The 21,784-nt window shown below is 64.3% G+C and carries 15 protein-coding genes; 8 read left to right on the top strand and 7 right to left on the bottom strand.

Translation table 11 applies throughout. The features are described 5' to 3' along the window. Positions 1 to 4: 4 nt before the first annotated feature. From ACETPF_RS01140 to ACETPF_RS01130, 3 genes are all read right to left on the bottom strand, one after another. Entirely contained in the window at positions 5 to 1,861 is a 1,857-nt protein-coding gene (locus ACETPF_RS01140) for a gamma-glutamyltransferase family protein (protein WP_373932430.1), read from the bottom strand. Positions 1,862 to 1,915: 54 nt separating this feature from the next. Beyond that, entirely contained in the window at positions 1,916 to 5,008 is a 3,093-nt protein-coding gene (locus ACETPF_RS01135) for a TonB-dependent receptor domain-containing protein (RefSeq protein WP_373933036.1), read from the bottom strand. 86 nt (positions 5,009 to 5,094) lie between these two features. Beyond that, a complete protein-coding gene (locus ACETPF_RS01130; protein ID WP_373932429.1) occupies positions 5,095 to 5,241 on the bottom strand; it encodes a hypothetical protein in 147 nt (48 codons plus the stop codon). 256 nt (positions 5,242 to 5,497) lie between these two features. Here ACETPF_RS01130 and ACETPF_RS01125 point away from each other — a divergent pair, with 256 nt between their 5' ends. Both ACETPF_RS01125 and ACETPF_RS01120 read left to right on the top strand, forming a co-directional pair. Beyond that, complete coding sequence (locus ACETPF_RS01125) at positions 5,498 to 7,375, top strand: gamma-glutamyltransferase family protein (RefSeq protein WP_373932428.1); 1,878 nt, start codon at positions 5,498 to 5,500, stop codon at positions 7,373 to 7,375. 257 nt (positions 7,376 to 7,632) lie between these two features. Then, on the top strand, positions 7,633 to 8,415 hold the full coding sequence (locus ACETPF_RS01120) for an IclR family transcriptional regulator (RefSeq protein ID WP_373932427.1): 783 nt from the start codon (positions 7,633 to 7,635) through the stop codon (positions 8,413 to 8,415). Here ACETPF_RS01120 and fucP read toward each other — a convergent pair. Genes fucP through ACETPF_RS01105 form a run of 3 tightly spaced genes read right to left on the bottom strand, consistent with a single transcriptional unit; the run spans position 8,412 to position 11,769 of the window. Continuing rightward, entirely contained in the window at positions 8,412 to 9,692 is a 1,281-nt protein-coding gene (fucP, locus tag ACETPF_RS01115) for an L-fucose:H+ symporter permease (protein WP_373932426.1), read from the bottom strand. The two genes, ACETPF_RS01120 and fucP, sit on opposite strands and share 4 nt — an antisense overlap. 40 nt (positions 9,693 to 9,732) lie before the next feature. Beyond that, positions 9,733 to 10,749: an aldo/keto reductase gene (locus ACETPF_RS01110; RefSeq protein ID WP_373932425.1), complete on the bottom strand. Its 1,017-nt coding sequence runs from the start codon at positions 10,747 to 10,749 to the stop codon at positions 9,733 to 9,735. Positions 10,750 to 10,758: 9 nt separating this feature from the next. Further along, a complete protein-coding gene (locus ACETPF_RS01105) occupies positions 10,759 to 11,769 on the bottom strand; it encodes a zinc-binding alcohol dehydrogenase family protein (RefSeq protein ID WP_373932424.1) in 1,011 nt (336 codons plus the stop codon). Positions 11,770 to 11,846: 77 nt separating this feature from the next. Here ACETPF_RS01105 and ACETPF_RS01100 point away from each other — a divergent pair, with 77 nt between their 5' ends. From ACETPF_RS01100 to ACETPF_RS01085, 4 genes are read left to right on the top strand one after another with little or no spacing between them, the layout of a single operon-like run. Further along, complete coding sequence (locus ACETPF_RS01100; protein WP_373932423.1) at positions 11,847 to 12,683, top strand: amidohydrolase family protein; 837 nt, start codon at positions 11,847 to 11,849, stop codon at positions 12,681 to 12,683. Further along, positions 12,680 to 12,835 (top strand): hypothetical protein, encoded by a 156-nt coding sequence (locus tag ACETPF_RS01095; RefSeq protein ID WP_373932422.1) that lies wholly within the window; start codon positions 12,680 to 12,682, stop codon positions 12,833 to 12,835. Before ACETPF_RS01100 ends, ACETPF_RS01095 begins: the two co-directional genes overlap by 4 nt. Beyond that, complete coding sequence (locus ACETPF_RS01090) at positions 12,835 to 14,331, top strand: UxaA family hydrolase (protein WP_373932421.1); 1,497 nt, start codon at positions 12,835 to 12,837, stop codon at positions 14,329 to 14,331. The genes ACETPF_RS01095 and ACETPF_RS01090 overlap by 1 nt, the downstream gene beginning before the upstream one ends. A 29-nt stretch (positions 14,332 to 14,360) precedes the next feature. Next, positions 14,361 to 17,018: a glycoside hydrolase family 31 protein gene (locus ACETPF_RS01085; RefSeq protein ID WP_373932420.1), complete on the top strand. Its 2,658-nt coding sequence runs from the start codon at positions 14,361 to 14,363 to the stop codon at positions 17,016 to 17,018. A gap of 216 nt (positions 17,019 to 17,234) precedes the next feature. Here ACETPF_RS01085 and ACETPF_RS01080 read toward each other — a convergent pair whose 3' ends face one another. Further along, a complete protein-coding gene (locus ACETPF_RS01080; protein ID WP_373932419.1) occupies positions 17,235 to 18,266 on the bottom strand; it encodes a LacI family DNA-binding transcriptional regulator in 1,032 nt (343 codons plus the stop codon). A gap of 274 nt (positions 18,267 to 18,540) precedes the next feature. Here ACETPF_RS01080 and ACETPF_RS01075 point away from each other — a divergent pair, with 274 nt between their 5' ends. Together ACETPF_RS01075 and ACETPF_RS01070 are read left to right on the top strand one after the other, a co-directional pair. Beyond that, positions 18,541 to 21,345 carry a TIM-barrel domain-containing protein gene (locus ACETPF_RS01075; protein WP_373932418.1) on the top strand — a complete coding sequence of 935 codons (2,805 nt, stop codon included), beginning with the start codon at positions 18,541 to 18,543 and terminating at the stop codon, positions 21,343 to 21,345. After that, on the top strand, positions 21,345 to 21,560 hold the full coding sequence (locus tag ACETPF_RS01070) for a hypothetical protein (RefSeq protein WP_373932417.1): 216 nt from the start codon (positions 21,345 to 21,347) through the stop codon (positions 21,558 to 21,560). The genes ACETPF_RS01075 and ACETPF_RS01070 overlap by 1 nt, the downstream gene beginning before the upstream one ends. Positions 21,561 to 21,784: the final 224 nt, after the last annotated feature.

The raw sequence follows: 21,784 nt of genomic DNA, 5'->3' as shown, positions 1-21,784 counted from the left end.
TGTATCAATATCCGACCGCATATCCCATGCGGCGCGGGTCCGCGCCCGCCATGCGCGCGCCGGACGGATCGACCATGATCCCCTGGACGCTGCCGATCGCATAGGGGCCGACCGGCTCGACGCGATGACCCATTGCCGTCAGCCCCTCGATCACGGCGGACGAGAAGCGGCCTTCGGCCTGCACCGTGATCGCGGCCCCCGGTTTGTAGAAATTGGGATCGGCGTCCAGCGCGAAGCGCGGCGCTTCGATCGCCGCCTGGATCGGCATCTGCCGGTCGATCGCATTGACCAGAAACTGGAACTGCGTCTGCCCGATCGTCTCCCCACCCGGTGATCCGAAAACGAGCTTCAGCCGACCCTTGTCTAGGACGATCGTCGGACCGTTGCCTAGTAACGGCACCTTCTCCGGTGCGCGCATGTTGGGGTGGCCGGGATAGGGTGCGGTGGACCCCAGCCGCAGGCCGTTGTTGAAGAGGATGCCGGTATTGCCCATGACAAGGAAGGTGCCGAACCCCCCGCCCACCGTCGTCGTGACCGCGATCGCGTTGCCGTCGGCATCGACGGCCGACAGGCTCGTCGTATCGCCTCCTCGCGTTCTGTCGTCGCCGCGCACCCCGAACTTGCCGCGCCTGAGCGCCGCGAGCGTTGGCGTACCGCCTTCGAGATAAAGGCCAGCGCGCGCCGGGTCGATCAGCGTGCGGCGCTGCGCTGCATATGCCTTGGACAGCAGCGCATCGACAGGCGTCTGGCTGAAACGCGGATCGGCGGCATATTTGTAAACATCCGCCTTGGCGACCTTGATCGCCTCGATCAGCAGATGCGCCAGGCGCGGATCGTCGGCGGGCAAGGCGGCAAGATCGAACCCCTCGACAAGGTTCAGCTGTTCGCAGACCTCAAGGCCCGTGCGCGAGGTCAGCGGACTGCAATAGACGTCGAGGCCGCGATAATTGGTCGTGACCGGCTTATCCCAGCGCGGCTGATAGGTTTTGAGATCGTCGAGCCGCAGCCAGCCGCCTGTCGCCGCCGAAAAACGCGCGAACTCTTGCGCGATCGGGCCGGTATAGAAATAGTCGTACGCCGCCTGAAGCGCACGGTCCCGATCGGCCCCGCCCTTCAATGCCTGCGTCTCCGCGTCGGCGAGCGACTGGAAGGTGCGGGCGAGATCGGGGTTGCGGAAGATCGAGCGTGGCGCGGGCGGCTTGCCGCCGGGCAGGAAGATGGCGGCGCTGGTCGGGTAGAGCGTCAGAGTCTTTTGCGCGCGAGCGATGAACAGGGCGATCGACGGATCGAGCGGATGGCCCTCGCGCGCATAGCCGATCGCGGGTTCCAGCAGCACCGACAGCGGCAGCCTGCCAAAGCGGCGGGCGAGCGCGATCCAGCCGCCGAACGCGCCTGGCACCGTCAACGCCCTGGGGCCATGATCCATCGCGGCGGGATCGCCGTTCTGATCGAGCAGGCGGGGCGCGCCGCCGGTGAAGGCAAGCGCATGGACCGCGCCGTTGCGGCGATCGAGGCAGGTGGCGAAACCGTTGCCCCCCGCGCTCGACGCCCAGGGTTCGACCACGTTCATGACCGCCATGGCGGCGACGACGGCGTCGGCCGCCGTTCCGCCCTGCATCAGCATCCGCGTTCCCGCCATGGCTGCGAGCGGATGACCGGCGGTGACGCCGCCATGCGGCATCGGCACTTCGACCCGATGCGCGGCGACGCTCGCCCCGCCCGATCGTGGCGCATCGGGCGCGCGGGCACCGGATTGTGCCAGGGCCGGGCGAGGCAGGGCGGCGAGACCGACGCCCGCCAGCCCCGCCGCCAGCAATTCGCGGCGGTGAAGAGCGCCGGGTGGAGAGGTTTGGTCAGCCATGATGTCCCTGGGGGTCCGAGCGACGGGAGGGCGGCGCGCGCCCTCCCGCCCGGCTCAGAAGCTCTTCTTGAGGCTGGTGTACCAGTAGCGCGCCTGCGGCGTGTAGACGCTCGACAGATAGCCGGCCGACGACAGGGGCGGGTCTTGGTCGAAGATGTTGCGCGCGCCTACCTGTATCGTGGTGCCATTGAGCGGGCCGTCATTCTTGAACGTATATTGGGCGTAGAGATTGACGGTCGTCTGGCCCTTCACCACGAATTTGGTGTTGCGGGCGTCGAACACGGCATTTTCGTACACATCGTCGACGAACTGGGTGAAGGCACCGATCTTTACCGGGCCCATCGTCCAGTCGAGCGTGGCGGAAATGCGCCAGCGCGGCTGTCCGTCCCGCCCGATTACGTCGCCGCCGCCCTGGACCGGCACCGACGCACTGATCTGCCCTGCCCGTTGCGCGTCGATCACCTGCTGCACGGCGGCGGGCGCATCAACGAAATAGCTGATGAGGCGCGAGGCATTGACGTTGAGCGAGAAGGTGCCCAGCGCGGCGGTCGGCAGATAATAATCGAGGCCGAAATCGATGCCCTGGACCGTCACCGGCAACAGGTTCTGGAAGTTGGCGACGACGTAGAGCAATTCGCCCACCGGCGCGAGGCCGGTTCCGGCGGCCAGGTCGATGTCGGTCTGGGTCGGTGCGCGGCGCACCACGTTGGGGTTGGTGCTCCCTTGCGTGCGCAGCAGATAGTCGAGGTTCAGCGCATTCTGATAGTCGAGCAGGCCCACGACATTCTTCTGCTGGATTTTCCAGCGGTCGACGGTGAAGGTCACCTTGCCCCAGCCTTCGCCCAGCGGCGGGGAGAAGACCGCGCCGAAGCTCCAGCTGGTCGATTCCTCCGGCTTCAGGTTCGGGTTGCCGCCGCTGCGCCGCAGGACGGAGATGCTGCGGGCGCATTGCGAGAAGTTGGCGATGCGACCGGCGCGGACGTCTGCCTCGCACAGCACATAGTCGATGCCCTGGTTCACGCGATCGAGCGTCGAGGTGTTGATGACCTCCAGGTTCGGCGCGCGGAAACCTTGCGACCAGGAGCCGCGCAGGCGCATCCCCTGCAACAGCTCCCATGATCCTGCGATCTTGGGCTTCGCGACCGATCCGACGTCGCTATAATCCTCGTAGCGGCCGGCGAGCTGGAATTCGAGGCTGCGGAAGAAGGGGATTTCCATCTCCGGGCTGAAGATCGGGATGGCGAGTTCGGCATAGGCGGACTTGACGTTGCGCTTGCCGCGCACGTCGGGGGAGGGGCTCGCCCCGCCAAGGTCGGAGCCGTAGAAGATGCCCGTCACCGCATCGGTATAGGTCGTGTCGACCCCCGCAATGCCGCCCTGATAGGTGGAGCGATTGTCATGATAGGTCTCGCGGCGATATTCGATGCCCGCCGCGATGCCGATGCTGTTGCCGCCCCACAGGCCGATCAGCGCGTTGTTGGAAATCTTGAAGTCGCCCAGCGCCAGGCTGGTGCGGGTGCGGCGGGTCGCGTCGATCATGAAGCTGTCGATCGTCGCCTGCGAATTGGGGGTGCAATCGCCGATGGAGGGCGCATCGACGCAACCGCCGTTAAACGGATTATAGGCGTCGGGCGTCGTCCGGTTGATCGCCTGTTGCAGCAGCGTGTTGGAAAAGTTGCGCTGCGTGTCCGCCGCCGTTGCCCAGGTGTAGAGCGCGGCGGTATCGAAATCCCAGTCGCCCAGGCTGCCGCGCAGGCCGCCCAGGAAGCGATATTGATAGTTGGTGACGTCGACCGGGCGCGATCCCACATCGACATAGCTGAGCGCGGTGATCTGCACAGGCAGGCCGGTCTCCGGCACGTGCGCGGTGGAGAGGCCGGGCAGCCGGTTGGGCGAGCCGACCGGACCCAGCGGATTCCAATAGGCGTTGGCCGCGACTGTGATGGGAATATTGGCGAGCGATCCCGGCGCGCCGATGGTCGCGTGCGTGACGCCGCGATAGAAGCCCGCCTCGCCGAACAAGGTGAGATTGTCGGTTAGGTCATAATGGGCGTTGGCGAACAGGTTGATGCGGCGGACTGACGGCTGGGTCGTCAGATCTTTGAACGTACCTGGCGAATCGAAGCGCAGGTTGGAATCGACCGTCGCCATTTCCGTGACGCCATTGCCGTCATCGTAGCACATGCCCGGCGTGCGCGATGCGATGCGGCAACCGCTGTTGGTGTTGGGCTGGATGTGGAACTGGCTCGACGCATTGGTAAAGGCGGTGCCGTTGCTGGTGATGGAGCGGTTGAAGAAGCTGACGAGGCCGTTGGCGCTGGGCGTCGCGTTGAGCGCGCGGAACGTGCCCCATGGCGTCGATGTGCTGGTGCCGTTGAAAGCATTCACATTGGCGAAGGAGGTGCCGGCGACGAAAGGCCGGCGATCGGCGAAGGCGGTATAGTCCTGGTCGGCGAGATAGAGCTTCGACTTGCGGGCATATCCGGCGAACAGGGTGATGTTGCCGCGCCCTTCGGCGAAATTGGTGCCGACCAGGCCGTTCACCGCCAGTTCGCGCAGGTTCGTCCCCTCCGCGCCACCATATTGGATGTCGAACCGCGCGCCCTTGTAATCGGCATTGAGCACATTGTTGACGACGCCCGCGACCGCGTCCGACCCGTAGAGCGCCGCCGCGCCGTCGCGCAGCACTTCGACGCGAGCGATATTGCCGACGGGTATGGTATTGGAGTTGTAGCCGAAGGTCGGGACGCCGGAATCGATGACCCCGGTGATCGCCTGCGAGGTAGGATGGAGGACGGTGCGGCGGCCGTTGATGAGAAGCAGCGTGTTGCCCTGGCCCAAGCCGCGCAGCGAGACGGTCGATACGTCACCGCGCGCCGCATTGGCGTTGCCGCCGCCCAATACCTGTTCGTTGAAGGTGACCCCGCCCAATTGCGGGATGGAGCGGTAAAGGTCCGCGCCGGACACGGCGGCGACCGCTTCGATCTGTTGTTCGCCAACGACATTGACGGGCAGCGCGCCGGCCGTGTTGGCGCCCCTGATCTGCGATCCGATGACGACGATTTCGGCGGCCGGCGCTTCTTCAGGCTGCGGCGCTGCGTCGCTGGCGGTCTGTGCTGCGGCGCTGCCGATGGTGAGGGCGCTCATGCTGACCCCCGCGATGATCCGTAACTGTCCGGCTGTGAATTTGACCCTCATGCTGCTGTTCCCCTGTCCTGCGTGTGCGCCCCTGTTCAGGTCCACTCCAGCATCATGCGGGTCCATCGCGCCGGGCAGCCGGGCGATCGCGTCCGCAGCCCGCGCAAGGGGCGGGTGGCGCGATCGTCATTCTTGAAATCCGGGCAGTGCATCAGCGGACCCCCAAAATGGAGTGCCGGCATCGTCCCCTTCAGCGCGGGTTATCGCAGCCTGACAAGGCCCTTCAACGCGCATTGCCACCCCGCAGCGGCGAATGCTTTCGGTCGTAAGAACTGATAGCGGCGCAATTTCCGCCATTCAAATTTACAATTTTGTGAACTTTGTCGAAAACACCCATATGGATGGCGGACATCCGGCCGCCTTTCGTTGGGTGTACGGCAAATGCACCTGCGCCGCGTCTGCCGGCGCGCCTTTGGTGGCATACAGGGGACAGCTGACATGACCGATAAGCCCGAATTTGGCGTCTCGCGCCGTGACCTCGCCGCACTTGCCATGGCGGGCGTGGCCGCTGCTGGGTGGGAGGCAGGCGCGATCGGGCAAAGCGTGTCGCCGCCGAAGCCGGCGATCGAACCAACCAGATTGGTGAGCGCAGGCGAAACCTTGCGTCCCGAAATCGTCGGCAGCTTCGGTATCGTCGCGGCCGGACGCCATTACGCCGTCGCCGCCGGCACGCGGATGCTGATGGCGGGCGGCAATGCAACGGACGCCGGCGTTGCCGCCGTATTCGCCGCCGCCGTCACCGAAATCTCGCACTTCGGCTTCGGCGGCGAAGCGCCGACGATCATCTATGACGCCAAGGCGAAAAAGGTCTCTGTGGTGAACGGGCAGGGGACCGCGCCCGCGCTGGCGACGCCGGATCGGTTCGCGGCGGCGGGTGTTATTCCCGGCAACGGTCCTAATGGCGGCACCATTCCAGCGATGGTCGATGCGATGGCGCTGGCGTTGCAACTCAACGGCACGATGAGCCTGCATCAGGTGATGCAGCCCGCGATCGAACTCGCCGACGGCTTCGTGATGTATAACTTCCTCGCCGAAGTGTTCGCCAGCCAGCAAAAGGCGACGTCGAAGTGGGCGGACGCCTATGCCGCCTACTATCCCGGCGGACAGCCGCCGCGCACCGGCGAGATCTTCCGCCAGCCCAACCTTGCGCGCACGATGCGGATCATCGCCGATGCCGGCGCAGCCGCTTATGCCAAAAGCAACGACCGCAAGGCCGCGATCCAGGCGGGGCGCGACGCCTTCTACAAGGGGGACATCGCCCGGCGCATCGGCGCGGCGATGGAGCGTGACGGCGGCCTGATGCGCTACGAAGACCTGGCTGGTTACAAGGGCAAGATCGAAGCGCCCGCCAATACCCGCGTTTTCGGCTATGACATCTGCAAAGGTGGCTTCTGGAGCCAGGGGCCCGCGATGTTGATGGCGCTCAACATTGCCGAAGCGGCGGGCATTGCGTCGATGACGCCGGGATCGGCCGACTATCTCCATATCGTCGCGGAATCGATCAAGCTCGCCTTCGACGATCGCAATATGTATTTCGGCGATCCCGATTTCGCGACCGTGCCGATGAAGGGGCTGCTTTCGAAAAGCTACGCCGCCGCCCGCGCAAAACAGATCGGACCGCGCGCCTCGCTCGATCATCGTTACGGCGATCCCTGGGCCTTCGAGGGCAAATCACGCACCACACCTGTTTTTACACCGCATATGCTAAAAGCGCCGCCACGCCCGACGGCTGATACCACGGCGATCGAGGTAGTGGATCGCGACGGCAATCTATTCAGTTGCACGCCCAGTTCCGGCTGGATGCTGGGTGGTGCCTATATTCCCGGCGACACAGGCGTTCCGATGAGCAACCGCCTGACCGTATTCGATCTCGATCCGCAAAGCCCCAATGTGCTGGCGCCCGGCAAGCGACCGCGCACGACGCTTTCCCCGTCGATCGTGATGAAGGACGGCGCGCCCTTCCTCGCGATCGGAACGCCGGGCGGCGACAATCAGGACCAGCAGATCATGAATGTCCTGCTGCGCGTCCTAGCCTATGGCCAGCCGCTTCAGGCCGCGATCGAAGCGCCACGGATCAACTCCAACCATTTTCACGGTTCGTTCGCGATCAAGAAGGATGAGCCGGGCGTGCTGGAAATCGAGGATCGTGTGCCGCAGGAGATTCGTGTCGACCTCGCCGCGCGCGGGCACAAGCTCGATGTGCTCGGTCCGTTTGGCGTGTCCACCGGTATCGTCGCAGCGGGCGTCGTGCCGGGCAGCGGCACCTTGCGCGGAGGTGCGGACGTCCGGCGCGAACGATATGTATTCGGCTGGTGACGTTCATGCCATAACCGACGGCCTGACCCTTGTTCTTATGCTTTTGGGGACCAGGAATTGACCGCAAGTGTCTCACAAGGGTCGAGCGCGTAAAGCCGCTGCTCACATCGCTTTCTGTCTATAAATGGGCCTTAACCCTACCACGGCTCCACCATTTGTTTACGTTGACGGTACGGTCCGGCTTGTCAGCGGCTGCCAGACCACGGTAACGATTTCCAGCGGCGCGTGACGGGCACCGCCATTCAAGGCCGCTTCCCATGCAACGGATCAATCTCAAGGGCACCTACGCGGCGCCCGCAGTCGGTAAGGCGTTCGAGATCATCGAACTGCTTACCGACTATCCTGATGGCGCGCTGGTCAGCGAAATGGCTGCGCGGCTCGGCCGCACGGTGGGCGAACTGTTCCGCATTGTGGTCGTCATGGAACAGCTTGGCTATCTGCGCAAATCGGCCCGCACCGATCGCTACACCGTATCCTACAAACTGCTGGAAATGGCGTTTCGAGCGACCCCGGCGCAGGATTTGGTGCGGGCGGCATTGCCGGAGATGCAGGGCCTGGCGATCGCTGCCGGTCAGTCCTGCCACCTCGTCGTCGCCAATGGCGGGCATGGCCTGGTGGTGGCGGTCGAGCAGCAGCCCGAAACGCGTGGCTTTGCCCTGCGCGTGGGCGCACGGATCGACATCGTCCAAAGCTGTTCGGGGCAGGTGATGTTGGCATTCTCCACGGCGCAACGGGCCGAGCAGATTATCGCCGCCGCCGAGCAGGAGGGGCATGCGCCCATCGATCGCGCTTGGCTGTCAGGCCGCATCGCGCTGATCCGGGATCAGGGTTTCGACAGCCGGAAAAGTCCCATCACCCATGGCGTGACCGACATCAGCTTTCCCGTCTTTGGTTTCGACGGGCGGATTGCTGCGGCACTGACCATCCCCTTCCTAGAACTGATCGACGGATCGCAGAAGGTTGACCTGGCTGCCGCGCGCGACCTGTTGCGCGATGCGGTTCTGCGGATATCCGACGCGCTGGGCCATCAACCGGGCTAGGCGCGGGCAGCGCGCCGCGCGTAAAGCAGGATCACGACGAAGCATGCCGCCGGCAGCAGCATCGCCGGAGCGAGGCTTCCCGCCTCCTCGGCAACGAAGCCCATGATTGGCGGGAAGATCGCGCCGCCGATGATCGCCATGATGATGCAGGACGATCCCAGCGGCCGCGCCGAACCCAGTCCGTCGACTCCCAACGCGAAGATGGTGGGGAACATGATGGACATGAAGAAGCTGACGAGGATGAGCGCGCTCAGCCCCACCCAGCCCGGCGCCAGCGCGGCCATCGTGCAGAGCAGGATGTTCGCGGCAGCATAAATGCCCAGCAGCGCGGCGGGGCGCATCCGGCCCATGATCGCCGTGCCGGTGAAGCGGCCGATCATGAACAGCACCAGGCTGCCTGACAGGAGGAAGGCGGCGTGGCGCTCGGAAATCCAGGGCGTCCCATCCTTCACGAAATCGATGAAATAGCTCCAGATTCCGACCTGCGCGCCGACATAGAAGAACTGCGCGATTACCGCGCCGGTGAGCGCACGATGCCGGATGACCTGGCGGGATTGTACGCCAAGCGGCGCATCGGCAGCCTCGCGGGTATCGGGCATCCGTGCAAGCGCTACAGCGATCGCGACAGCCGTGGCGGCCAGGGCCAGCAGCAGATAGGGCAGTTGCACCGTCGTCGCCTCGCTCGCGCGGTAGGCGGCGCGTTCGGCCGCGCTCATCGCGCCCAGGGTCGCGTGTGAATGTTCGACGCCAGAGAAGATGAGCAGACCGCCGATGACCGGGGCGATGCAGGCACCCAGGCCGTTGAACGCCTGGGCCAGGTTGAGGCGCTGGACGGCCGTGTCCTCGTCGCCGAAGAAGCCGACATAGGCATTGGCGGTGGTTTCCAGGAAGGCCGCGCCCGCGGCGATCACGAATAGCGCGAACAGGAACATGCCAAAGCTCAGCATCAGCGATGCCGGGTAGAAGAGCAGGGCGCCAAGGGCGTAGAGGCCAAGTCCCACCAGCACGCCCGCCCGGTAACCAAGCCGCCGCATCAGCAGCCCGGCAGGCAACGCGACGACGAAATAGCCGATATAGAATACGAACTGGATGAAGCCTGCCTGCGCACGGTTGAGGCCGAGCGACTTCTGGAACTGGCGTATTAATATATCGTTGAAATTATTGGCGAGCGCCCAAAGGAAGAACAGGCTGACGATCAGGGCGAAGCCCCAGCGATAGGCGCGCAGGATGAACCCGCGCTTTGCTACGCCGCCGCCCGTCGCTAAGCTTGCTTCCATTGTCACGGCGTTCCTCTCCATTTTCTTTCAACGCGCTGCTTCAGGTAGAAGTGGCAAATGGCGCCTCGTCCAGCAGCCCGTCCGCCCGCGTCGCCTCCCAGAAGGCGGGCGGGATCGGAAACCGGGCCAACGCGACCGATTCCTTGATGCGCCGCGCACTGCCGGTGCCGACCACCGCCATCGTCACCGCCGGATGCGTGCGGACGAATTGCAACGCCGCCGCCGGCAGCGGTACGCCATGACGCGCGCAACAGGCTTCGATAGCGGTGACCTTTCGCACGATGCTATCGGGCGCGGGTTCATAATCATAATGGAGCGCATCGCCTCCGGTCGTGCCGGTCGCCAGGATGCCGGAGTTGTAGACCCCGGCTGCGACTACGCCCACGCCTCGCCGACGGCACTCCTCGAAAAACACGGCGCCTCGCGGATTGAGCAACGTGTAGCGCCCCGCGATCATCAACAGGTCCAGATCGGCATGGGCCAGGCTTTCCGCGCAAATTGCCGTCTCGTTGACGCCAAGGCCGATTGCCGAAACCACGCCTTGGTCCCGCAATGCATGCATCGCCCGGAAACCGCCCGATAGTGCCTGGCCGAAATAATGGACATGATCGCTGCCGTGCGTCACCCGGCCAAGATCGTGCATGTAGAGGATGTCGATGCGACCGAGGCCCAGGCGATGCAGGCTCGCGTCCACCGATCGCATCACGCCATCATAGCTGTAATCGTACACGGGATTGAACGGCATCGGTGAATGGAAGCCGAACCGCTCTTCTTCAGCTTCGCCGGGGATGAGCAGCCGCCCAACCTTGGTCGAGAGGATATACTCGTCGCGCGGTCGATCGCGTAGCGCGTCCCCCAGCCGCCGTTCGCTGAGGCCAAACCCGTAGAAGGGCGCGGTGTCGAAATAGCGCACCCCCTCGTTCCAGGCGGCATCCACCGTCGCGCGCGCGTCGGCATCGCCGATGCGGCGGTACAGGTTGCCAAGCGTCGACGCGCCGAAGCCTATGGTGCCGCTGGCGGCCAGACGATCTAGGAAGGCAGCGCGGGTGGACGTCATGCGATCCTCCTAAAAGCGGGCGATCGCCTTCAATACATGATCCGCCTCTGCGATCAGCTCCGGGATGCGCATGGGCATCTCTTCGGCCGACAGGCTGTGGGTGTGGAGCGCATCGGTCGGGATACTGCCGTCCAGCATCGCCTGCTTGACCCGACCGAAATCGGCCGAAAGCGCGTTGCGGCTGGCAATCAGGGTCGTTTCGCGCTTGTGGAATTCGGGATCGGGGAAAACCAGATCGCCGGGCGCGACGCCGACCAGCACCAGCGCGCCGCCATGAGCCACATAGTTGAGGCTCTGCGCCATCGCTTCCAGCGAACCGGTGGCGTCGAACACCATGTCGAACATCTCTCCATCGGTTCGGGCGGCGAGATCGTCGGCCAAGCCTGGACCGGCCGCGACGATGTCGCTGAAGTCCAGCCGGTCGCGGGCATAGGCCAGCCGCGATGCGCGGGTATCGGCCAGGATCACGGACGCGCCGTTCAGCCGCGCGAACAGCCCTGCCGCGATGCCGATCGGTCCCGCGCCGACGACCAGCGCCCGGTCGTCCGCGCCAACCCGCGACCGGGCAACCGCATGAGCGCCGATCGCCAGAAATTCCAACATCGCCGCCTGGTCGATGCTGAGCCCGGTGGCGTCGATCACCGCGCGTTCGGGCATCGCGATCAGCTCAGTCATGCCGCCATCGACATGAACCCCCAGCACGCTGATGTTCATGCAGGCGTTGGGCTTGCCGCGGCGGCACGCGATGCAGTGGTCACACGCAAGATAGGGGTTGATCGCCACTGTTTGACCGGGACGGAAAGCAGAGTCCGGGCCGGCCTCCACGACTTCACCGCCCAGCTCATGCCCCATGACGCGCGGATAGGTGAGGAAGGGATGGCGGCCCGCGAAGATATGATAATCGGTGCCACACAACCCCACACGCCGGATGCGGACCAGCACCTGGCCTATCTGCGCTGTCGGCTCGGGTCGTTCCTCCATCGCGATGCTGTAGGGTTCGCGACAGATGATCGCTTTCATCACGCACTCCTGAGACGGGCGATATGTCAGCCAAGGCCTAGACGATCATTCCCATATATGCAAGTTAAGCATCGCATATGAGAATAGATGCTCACCATCATCTTTGGCGTTATGATGCTGCCGCATTCGGCTGGATCGATCCGGCATCCGTGATCGCCCACGATTTTGGGACGACCGATCTGTGCGCAGGTCTGGATGCTGCCGGGATCGACGGCGCGATTGCCGTGCAGGCCCGGCAATGCGCTGGTGAGACGGATTTTCTGCTGGAGGCCGCTGCGCGATGTGATCATATCGTCGGGGTGGTGGGCTGGATCGACTTGCGCGCTCCCGACATCGACACGCTGCTCGATGCTCGGACGAACCCGCTGATCGTCGGCTACCGGCATGTGGTGCAGGATGAGGCCGATCCCGATTTCCTGCTGGGGGACGCGTTCGTTCACGGGGTTAGAGCCTCGGTCCGGCGCGGCCTGACCTACGATCTGCTCGTCAATCATGCGCAACTCGCGATCGTCCCCGCCTTCCTCGACAGGGTTGGGTCGGGCCGGTTCGTGTTGGACCATGGGGCCAAGCCTGACATCGCCAATCGCGGCTGGCAGCCATGGGCCGATGATCTCGCGGCTGTCGCGCGCCTGCCGGACGTCTGGTGCAAGGTGTCGGGACTGGTGACGGAGGCCGATCATCGGCATTGGCGGCCGCAAGATATGGAGCGCTATCTCGATCACATCTTCGCTGCGTTCGGTCCGGAGCGGTTGATCTGGGGGTCGGACTGGCCCGTCTGTCTGCTCGCCGCCCCCTATCGCGCCGTGCACGACCTGATTGCCGATTATGTCGCGCGCCGCTGTCCGGATGCCGAAGCAGCCATCTTCGGCGGCAATGCCGCGCGGGCCTATATGCTGGCGACGCGACAGCCATGATCGTGCAATTCGGCGCCAGCCGTTTTCTCCAGGCCCATATCGACCTCTTCGCCTGGGAAGCCGCGCAAGCCGGACAGGATGTGCCGGACATAACCATCGTCCAGTTCAGCGGTGACGCCAGCCGGGCAGGGCGTTATGGAGACGGAAGATAATGGTTCGGGCGTTACGCATATCGGACGCGGACGATGTCGCGATCCTTATCGACGATGCGGCACCCGGCGATGATGTGCTGGGCATTGCGGCGCGCGACGCAATACCGAGCGGGCACAAGATGGCGCTGGGGCCGATTTCGGCCGGCGAGATGGTCCGCAAATATGGGCAGCTCATCGGCGTCGCCACCCGTGAAATTGCGGCGGGGGAGCATGTCCATTCCCATAACCTGGAGGTGGGCGATTATCAGGCGGGTGCAGGCGTGCCGGCTCCGACTTCCCGGATCGCCGCCGCCCGTCACTCCGCTGCAACCTTCGAAGGCTATCTGCGCGCCGATGGCTCGGTGGGCACACGCAATGCCATCGGCATCATTGCCAGCGTCAATTGTTCCGCCACGGTCGTGCGCCGCATCGCTCGTCATTTCGAGGATCGATTGCCGGCCGGCATCAATGCCGTCGCCCCCTTCACCCATGGCAGCGGGTGCGGCATGTCCAAGTCGGGGGACGGTTTCGACACGCTGGAACGCACGCTGGCAGGCTATGCGCGGCATCCCAATTTCGGGGGCGTGCTGCTGATCGGACTGGGCTGCGAAGTGGCGCAGATCGACGAGATGATGGCGCGGCAGGGCCTGACCGCCGGGCCGCGCCTGCGCACGCTGACGATCCAGAACGCGGGCGGCACGGCGCAGGCAATCGAACAGGGTAGCGCCATCGTCGCCGAACTGATCGAGGAAGCGGCGGGGGATCGCCGCACGACGCGGCCGGCGGCGGACCTGGTGCTGGGTCTTCAATGCGGCGGCTCCGATGGCTGGTCGGGAGTGACAGCCAATCCCGCGCTCGGCGCGGCGACGGACCTGCTGGTCGCGGCGAGCGGGACCGCTCTCCTGTCCGAAACGCCGGAAATCTATGGCGCGGAACATTTGTTGATCGCCCGTGCGACCGACCCCGCAGTGGCGCGCGCATTGCACGCGCGGATTGCCTGGTGGGAGGAGTATGCCGCGCGCAACGGTGCCAGCCTCGACAATAATCCGTCGCCGGGCAACAAGGCCGGGGGGCTCACCACCATATTCGAAAAGTCGCTGGGCGCGATTGCCAAGGCCGGCTCCGCGCCGCTGGCCGACGTCCTGCTCTATGCCGAGCAAAGGCGGGTCAACGGCCTCAACTTCATGGATTCGCCCGGCTATGATCCCTGTTCGGCAACGGGCCAGATCGCGTCCGGCGCCAATCTTCTGGCCTTCACCACCGGGCGCGGATCGGTGTTCGGCGCGCAGCCTACGCCGTGCCTGAAGCTGGCGTCCAACGCGCCGCTGGCGCGGGCGATGGCGGACGATATCGACATCGACTGTTCGCCGGTTCTGGATGGCCTTTCGGTGGCTGAAGCGGGGGAGATGATCTTCGACCGGCTGCTGGCAACCGCATCGGGGGAACCGACGAAATCGGAGGCGCTGGGCCTGGGCGATTTCGAGTTCGTCCCCTGGCAACTCGGCGCCTGGATGTAGAAGACCACAAGGCGATCGGAGGAGAGCGTGTGAAGGGATCGACAAGCGGACCGGCGTGGACGCTTTCGCGGCGCTCATTGTTGCTGTCAGGTGGCGCGGCGGTGGTGGTCGCCTCGCCTCGGCTGGCCGCGCGGACGGTGGTGCATGACCTGACCGTCCGATCCGGCGACCTTGCCATCATGGTGGACGCGCTGAGCGACCGCGCGTTTCGCGTTAGGGCGACGCCCCGCCCGGGCGACACGGTCCCGGCGAGCGAGATGCTGGCACCCACGACCGCAAGGCCCTTGGTGCGAAAGAGCCATGTCGGCGGCAAGACGCGCCTGACTGTGGCGCATGCGCGCTGCGAGTGGGATCCCACGACCGCCACATTGTCCTTCTACGATGGAACAGGGCGGCTACTTCTTGCCGAAAGTCCGGGCTCGCGGCGCGTAACGCAAAGTAACGTGCGCCGCACGCCGAAGCTCGCTGCGACCCAGGGCTTCGCCAGCCCGCCCGACGAACGGCTCTATGGCACCGGCTGCTTTCAGGACGGCCATCTCGACATTCGCGGCCTGCCGCGCCGGCTGACGCAGGTGAACACGCAGATCAGCCAGCCCTTCATCCTGTCGAGCAAGGGCTATGGCTTGCTGTGGCACAATCCGGGCATGGCTGAAATCAACCGTCCCAACCGGGTGATCCCTTTGGAGCGAATGGCGGTTGCCGGCGCGGCCAATGCCGCCGACGTCACGACCAGCACCGGCAATGCGCGGGTGGAGCGACGGGACGCGGAGTTCACCGGCCGCTTTTCGGTCGATCGGGGCGGCCCATATGCCTTCTTCCTCGACCTCGGCCGCAAGATGTCCTCGCGTCACTATGTCGAGATAGACGGCGTGCCTACGACCGACCTCGCCAACCTGTGGCTGCCCCCGACCGCCAGCTTCCTGCACGACCTGACGGCGGGCGACCATCGCGTGCTGATCCGCGCCGGTGACGAGGACGCGCCCACGCTCGCCTTCGCCCCGGTCGAGGACCGCACGACATGGACTTCGCCGGTCTCGGACGGCATTGACTATATCGTCATTGCCGGTCCTGCGGCGGAAGAGGTGATGGCGGGATATCATGCTCTGCTGGGGCCGCAGCCGATGCTGCCGCTCTGGGCGCTCGGCTACATCCATTGCCGCGAGCGTTTCCATTCGTCGGAGGAAATCCTTGCCACCGCGCGCGAGTTCCGGCGGCGTAAGCTGCCCTGCGACATGATGGTGCAGGACTGGCAATATTGGGGCAGATATGGCTGGAACGCCATGCGCTTCGATGAGGCCAACTATCCCGATCCCGCCGGGCTGGTGCACGACCTGCACGCGATGAACATGGGCCTGATGCTGTCGGTCTGGTCGAAGGTCGGCAAAGACACCGAACTGGGCAAGCAGGTCGCCGCCCGCGACTTCTACATTCCGGGCACCGAATGGATCGATTTCTTCAACCCCGCCGCCGCGCGCTTTTATGCCGATAACCAGACGCAGCGGCTGGGGCGGCTTGGCATCGATGCCTGGTGGCAGGACGCGACCGAACCGGAGAATGACGATCTGGCCGGCCGCACCATTTACGCGGCGGCGGGGCAAACCCAACCGGGCGAGATGCGCCGCAACGTTTATCCGCTTCAGGTCAGCCGCACGGTCTATGAAGCGCAGCGGGCAGCCTTCCCCGACAAGCGGGTGATGATCCTCACGCGGTCCGCCGCGCCCGGGCAACAGCGCTATGGCGCGGCGACTTGGTCGGGCGACATCGGCAATGACTGGGAAACGCTGAAGCGCCAGATCCCGGCGGGCTTGAACATGGCGGCAGCAGGCCAACCCTGGTGGACGGTCGATGCTGGCGGTTTCTTCCGCCCAGGCAAGGGGCAGTATGACGATCCCGCCTATCGCGAACGCTTCCTGCGCTGGTTCCAGTTCGCCTGCTTCCTGCCAATGACCCGCGTCCACGGCTATATGACCGACACGGAATTCTGGCGCTATGGCGGCGAGGTAGAGCGGGTCGCGCGCCAGTTTCTGGAACTGCGCTACCGCCTGCTGCCCTACAGCTATGCGCTGGCGGCCGATGCCTCCGCGCGCGGTATGCCGCTGATCCGCCCGCTCGTCTTCGACTTCCCTGACGATCCTGCCGCTCTTGATGAGGCGCACAGCTACATGTTCGGGCCGGCGCTGCACGTCGCGCCAGTGCTGGCGGCCGACGCCCGGCATTGGGACGTCTATCTGCCCCGTTCCGATGGCGGCTGGTATGACTTTTGGACGGGGGCACGCCGCGAGGGCGGGCGGGTCCATCGCGTAGATGCGCCCATCGATCGCATCCCACTGCATGTCCGGGCGGGCAGCATCCTGCCGTTGGGAGCGGTGGGGCAGTCAACCGCAGGGCTGCTGGGCGGCGATCTCGATCTGCTGGTCTGGCCGGGACGCGACGGATCGGCCACCCTTTACGAGGATGACGGGACATCCTATCGCTATGAGCAGGGCGCGTCAGCGCGCATTCCCCTCATCTGGAATGATGCTGCACAACGGCTGACAATCGCCGAGCGCAAAGGCAGCTTTCCCGGCATGAGCACGCAAAGGAAAATCGTGGTCCACGCAAAGGTCGCCGAGGCCGGCGCGTTGAACCAACGGGACGGACGAATCCTAGAATATCGAGGGCTGGCGTTGAGCGTCTCTGCAAAATAGAGGGTTCGTGCAAAATCGCGAAGGGTGGCGAAATGTCCGCCGTCGGATTTTCTAACGGATGGGTGACGGAGCCTTCCGCTCCGGGACGCCAGGCACTTCGATGCCTAGAGTCACTGTCCGCGCTGACAGGCGAACTGGGGGCGCGCGAAGAACTGCCAGAGTAGGGCCCATTGCAGGCGCCAGCCATCCGCTCTCAGGGTGGAAAGCGTTCCCGCCTTAGCATTTACTGTCATCTGGAAGGTCGCTCGCGCCCTGCCGCAAGCGAAACGGCCACAATAGGCCCGGTCGGCCCTCTGGCGCTCCATCTGCGGCAACGACGTCGAGCAACATGGACCCGAGCGCCTCTCCCAGGCCGTGAAGGTCCACAGAAAAACAGGTCAGTGGCGGATCGAGAGCCATACAGGATGGGGTATTGCGCGATCCGATGACAGCGACATCCGTCCCTGGCTGGAGACCGCGACCACGAAGCGCGGCGTAAACGCCGATAGGGCCATTCTCGCTCATGACGAAGATGGCGGAAGGTGGGTCGTTCAAGTCTAGAAAGCCGTTCGTCGCGGCGGCACAGGCGGTAGGGCCGATATCCCCGACATAGATGAGACGATCGTCGCACGGCACCCCTGCATCCTCAAGAGCCTCGCGATAGGTGCCGATAACGATGCTGCTGAAATTGACGTCGAGGCCAGGGGTGATCAGAGCGATGCGACGGTGCCCCTGACCGAGCAGGCGGCTGACCGCGGTACTGATCAGCTGTTGAAAATCAAGATCGAGCCAAGGATAGCCGCTGGGGTTGCCAGTGCGGCCGAAGGCGACGAAAGGAAGCTGGCGAGCCGAGAGAAGCTCCACTCGTTCGTCATGTCGCTTGATTTCGGCAAGTAGCCAGGCGTCGGCGATACCCCGTCCAAGGCTGCGCCGCAGATGCTCCAGTTCGTCCTGATCGTGGCGGACCGGCAGGACGATCAGTTCATAGCCGGCTTGTTCGAGATGACGTTGAAGCCCACCCATCAGCGATAGGAAAAAGGGGTCGCCATAAGCGCCGCTCTCAGCGGTAACGGGCAGGATGAAGGCGACGGCCCCGGTCCTCCCTCGTCGCAGCGACCGACCTGACTGGTTTGGAGTGTAGCCAAGCCGCGCCGCCGCCTCGATCACCCGGCGACGGGTCGCGTCGCTCACATCGGACGCGTCGTTAAGCGCGCGCGACACTGTGCCGATGGACAGGTTCAGGTGCTGAGCGAGGCCGCGGATATTCATGGGTTTCGATCTGGCAAGATGAGCGGCGCAAAATGCAAGCGCAAAAAGCGGATTGATCTCGCAAGCATCATCCGTAAACGTTTACGGAACACCGGCGAGCAGCGGGTGCGAGCGACGACGGCCGGGAGATGGCATGCGGGTCAAATATCGAAATAGGCTGAGGGCGGCGTTGTCGCTCATCGGATTGGTCATTGCTCCCGCGCTAGCGCTTGATAGCGCACATGCTGCGCCCTCTGATTCCACGGGCCTGGATGCACGGGGTCACCTTCAAAACGTGCTGCCGGGCCCGGCGAATGGCTTCGCCTTCACGCGCCTGGCCCAGGGGGTTCAAATCCGTGTCGGAGCGGTCACGAAGAACCTGATCTTCTACGGTCCGGAAGCGCTTCGCGTGAACGCAACTCTCGGCGAGAACTACTGGACCGCGCCCAGCCTGGCCGTCATCGCCAAACCGCAGTCAGTCGTCTTCACCATTTCGGAGACCGCGGACACGCTGACGATCAGGAGCGCGAAGCTGCGCGTCGAGGTTAGCAAGGCGAACGGCGCCCTGCGCTTCTACGACGCCACTGGGAAGCTCTATACTGAGGAAAATGCCGCAGCGCCCCAGACGCTGAAGAAGATGATGATATCCGGCGCGCCCACGCTGGAGGCCAGCAACAGCTTCACCCTCCGACCGGACGAGGCAATCTACGGTCTGGGCTTCAACGGCACCGATACGACCAATCGCCGGGGCAAGGACCTGCTGCTCGTCCAGACCAATGTCGGCATCATCATTCCGGTGCTTATGTCCTCGCGCCGCTATGGTGTGCTTTGGGACAGCTATGCGCAGATGCGGTTCAAGGATGACGCCGATGGGGCGTCGATGTGGGCGGAAAGCGCGCCCGGCGGCGTGGACTATTATTTCATGGCGGGCGAGACGCCCGACGCGGTTGTCGGGGCCTATCGCGCCCTGACCGGCCAAGCCCCGATGTACCCCAAGCAGGCGTTCGGCCTGTTCATGAGCAAGGAGCGGTACAAGACCCAAGCACAGTTGCTCGATGTCGCTCGCAGTTTCCGCAAGGACGGCTTCCCGCTCGATTATATCGTCCAGGACTGGCAATATTGGGGTTCGGACAAGGACGGCAGCTGGAGCGGGATGACCTGGGATCTCACGCGCTATCCCGATCCCGCCGGTATGGCGCGCGACGTGCACGATTTGCACATGAAGCTGATGGTGTCGATCTGGCCCTCCATCGGCAACGATACGGTGCTGGCGAAGGAACTGGATAGCCACGGTCTGCGGTTCGAGCCGCTGCATTGGATATCCAAGCACGCGCGCGTCTATGACGCCTACAGCCCACTGGGCCGGCAAATCTATTTCAGGCACATCAAGTCGGGGCTGCTCGACAAGGGCGTCGATGCGCTGTGGATGGACGGCACCGAGATCGAAGTGTCGAGCGCGATGTGGAATGCGCAGGACAATATCCGCGACACAAAGGCACTGGGCAAAAACGCGCTCGGCGATTTCACCCGCTACCTCAATCCCTATTCTCTGCTGACGACGCAGGGCACCTATGAAGGGCAGCGGGCGACCAGCGACAGGCGCGTGTTCACGCTCACCCGGTCGGGATGGGCGGGCGCGCAACGCACGGCGGCGGCTTCGTGGAGCGGGGACATCTATTCGAGCTGGAAGACGCTGAAGCAGCAGGTGGCGGACGGCGTCAACGTGACCGTGACGGGCAATCCCTACTGGACGCAGGATACGGGCGGCTTCTTCGTTGCGGACTTTCCGGGTGGTGAGAAGAACCCCGCCTGGCGCGAACTTTACGCGCGATGGCTGCAGTTTTCGGCGTTCAACCCGATCATGCGCATCCACGGCACCAACGTCGAGCGCGAGCCTTATCTGTTCAAGGCGACAGACCCGGCCGTCTATGCCTCGCTCCTTAAGTCGACGCAGCTGCGCTACCGGCTGCTCCCCTATATCTACAGCCTGAGCGCGAAGGTGACGTCGGACAGCTATACGCTGATGCGTCCGCTGATGATGGATTTCCCGGACGATCGCACGACCGCCAGGATCGACGACAGTTTCATGTTTGGCCCCGCGATCCTGGTCCATCCGGTAACCCGCGCGATGTACAACATCCTGCCGCCGCCCGCCGTGACGATCCCAGCGGAATTTCTGCGCACACCCGACGGCCAGCCGGGGCTTGCGGGCCAGTATTTCGAGGGCGAGAATTTCCAGACGCCCAAGAGCCGCTTCGTCGATCTGAAGGTCGATCACACTTGGCCCGATCCGCCGCTGGCGGAAATTCCCGTAGGGCTTGCCAACCTCCAGCATTTCTCGGCAAAATGGGACGGAACGATCGTCGCGCCCGAGGATGGCGAATATGAGATCGGGCTGGAGGGCAATGACGGCTTTCGGCTGACGCTGGATGGCAAGAAAGTCGTTGAGGACTGGGCAGCTGGTTCCGCGCGCTACAAGGGCGCCCTTGTCTCGCTGCGCAAGGGACAGGCGGTCAAGGTCGGGATTGACTATTACCAGATAGATGGCAACCGCGTGCTCCGCCTTGCCTGGCGTCGTCCCAGCGAGCGGCAGGCGATTACCGGACCCAAACCGGCGCTTGACGAGAGCATCGAAACCTACTTGCCTGAAGGCGGGAGATGGTACGACTTCTGGACAAATGAGCGCTATGATGGCGGTCGACGCGTGACACGGCAGGCGCCACTCGATCTGATCCCGCTCTATGTGCGGGCGGGATCGATCGTGCCGATGGGACCCAATGTGCAATATGCAACGCAGAACCCGGGCGCGGCCTATGAGGTTCGTATCTATCCCGGCGCGGACGGGCGCTTCACCCTCTATGAGGACGACAACGAAACCTACGCCTACGAGAAGGGCGCACGCGCCACCTATGATCTGGTCTGGAATGATGCGGCGAAGACGTTGACCGTGGGTGCGTGTCGGGGAAGCTTCCCCGGAATGACGCCGCGCCGCGACCTCAGGCTCGTGCTGATGAACAGCGTGGGACAAGGCGGCATGGACATGCTGCCGGCGAGCAAGATGATCACCTATACCGGCAAAGCCATGAAGGTGCAGTTCTGATGAAACAGTCGCTTCTACCGTTGCGGGCGGGCCTTGCGGTGCTTTCCGGCATCGCCGTGACGCTGCCGGTCAGCGCCCAGCTTGGCCCGCCGATCATTCAGACCCGCTTCACCGCCGATCCAGCCTCCCTGGTGCATGATGGCGTCGCCTATCTGTACACCAGCCATGACGAGGATGATGCCACCGGTTTCAAGATGCGAGACTGGCTGCTCTAAAGTTCGACCGACATGGTCAACTGGACCGATCGCGGAACGATCGCCTCGCTCAAGACCTTCCCATGGGCGGAGCAGACAAACGACGCCTGGGCGCCACAGGTGGTCGAGCGTGGCGGGAAATTCTAGCTCTATGCATTGCTGGAGTTGGGCCGGAAGGCCCTCAAGAGGTTTAGCATATAGCCCCCAAACGCAAAAAATGCGGTTCTCAATCTGTTGGTTTCGAG

The sequence above is a fragment of the Sphingobium agrisoli genome, assembly GCF_041877245.1.
In the GTDB taxonomy this organism is placed as follows: domain Bacteria; phylum Pseudomonadota; class Alphaproteobacteria; order Sphingomonadales; family Sphingomonadaceae; genus Sphingobium.
The sequence above is the reverse complement of the archived record's forward strand: the minus strand, read 5'-3'. Positions and strand labels throughout refer to the sequence as shown.

Bases quoted from the DNA above. Each gene is read 5' to 3' on its own strand.
- ACETPF_RS01130 (WP_373932429.1), bottom strand. From the start codon at position 5,241: ATGCCGGCACTCCATTTTGGGGGTCCGCTGATGCACTGCCCGGATTTC.
- ACETPF_RS01110 (WP_373932425.1), bottom strand. From the start codon at position 10,749: ATGACGTCCACCCGCGCTGCCTTCCTAGATCGTCTGGCCGCCAGCGGC.
- ACETPF_RS01135 (WP_373933036.1), bottom strand. From the start codon at position 5,008: ATGAGCGCCCTCACCATCGGCAGCGCCGCAGCACAGACCGCCAGCGAC.
- ACETPF_RS01090 (WP_373932421.1), top strand. From the start codon at position 12,835: ATGGTTCGGGCGTTACGCATATCGGACGCGGACGATGTCGCGATCCTT.
- ACETPF_RS01070 (WP_373932417.1), top strand. From the start codon at position 21,345: ATGAAACAGTCGCTTCTACCGTTGCGGGCGGGCCTTGCGGTGCTTTCC.
- ACETPF_RS01140 (WP_373932430.1), bottom strand. From the start codon at position 1,861: ATGGCTGACCAAACCTCTCCACCCGGCGCTCTTCACCGCCGCGAATTG.
- ACETPF_RS01080 (WP_373932419.1), bottom strand. From the start codon at position 18,266: ATGAATATCCGCGGCCTCGCTCAGCACCTGAACCTGTCCATCGGCACA.
- ACETPF_RS01105 (WP_373932424.1), bottom strand. From the start codon at position 11,769: ATGAAAGCGATCATCTGTCGCGAACCCTACAGCATCGCGATGGAGGAA.
- ACETPF_RS01095 (WP_373932422.1), top strand. From the start codon at position 12,680: ATGATCGTGCAATTCGGCGCCAGCCGTTTTCTCCAGGCCCATATCGAC.
- ACETPF_RS01100 (WP_373932423.1), top strand. From the start codon at position 11,847: ATGAGAATAGATGCTCACCATCATCTTTGGCGTTATGATGCTGCCGCA.
- ACETPF_RS01125 (WP_373932428.1), top strand. From the start codon at position 5,498: ATGACCGATAAGCCCGAATTTGGCGTCTCGCGCCGTGACCTCGCCGCA.
- fucP (WP_373932426.1), bottom strand. From the start codon at position 9,692: ATGGAAGCAAGCTTAGCGACGGGCGGCGGCGTAGCAAAGCGCGGGTTC.
- ACETPF_RS01120 (WP_373932427.1), top strand. From the start codon at position 7,633: ATGCAACGGATCAATCTCAAGGGCACCTACGCGGCGCCCGCAGTCGGT.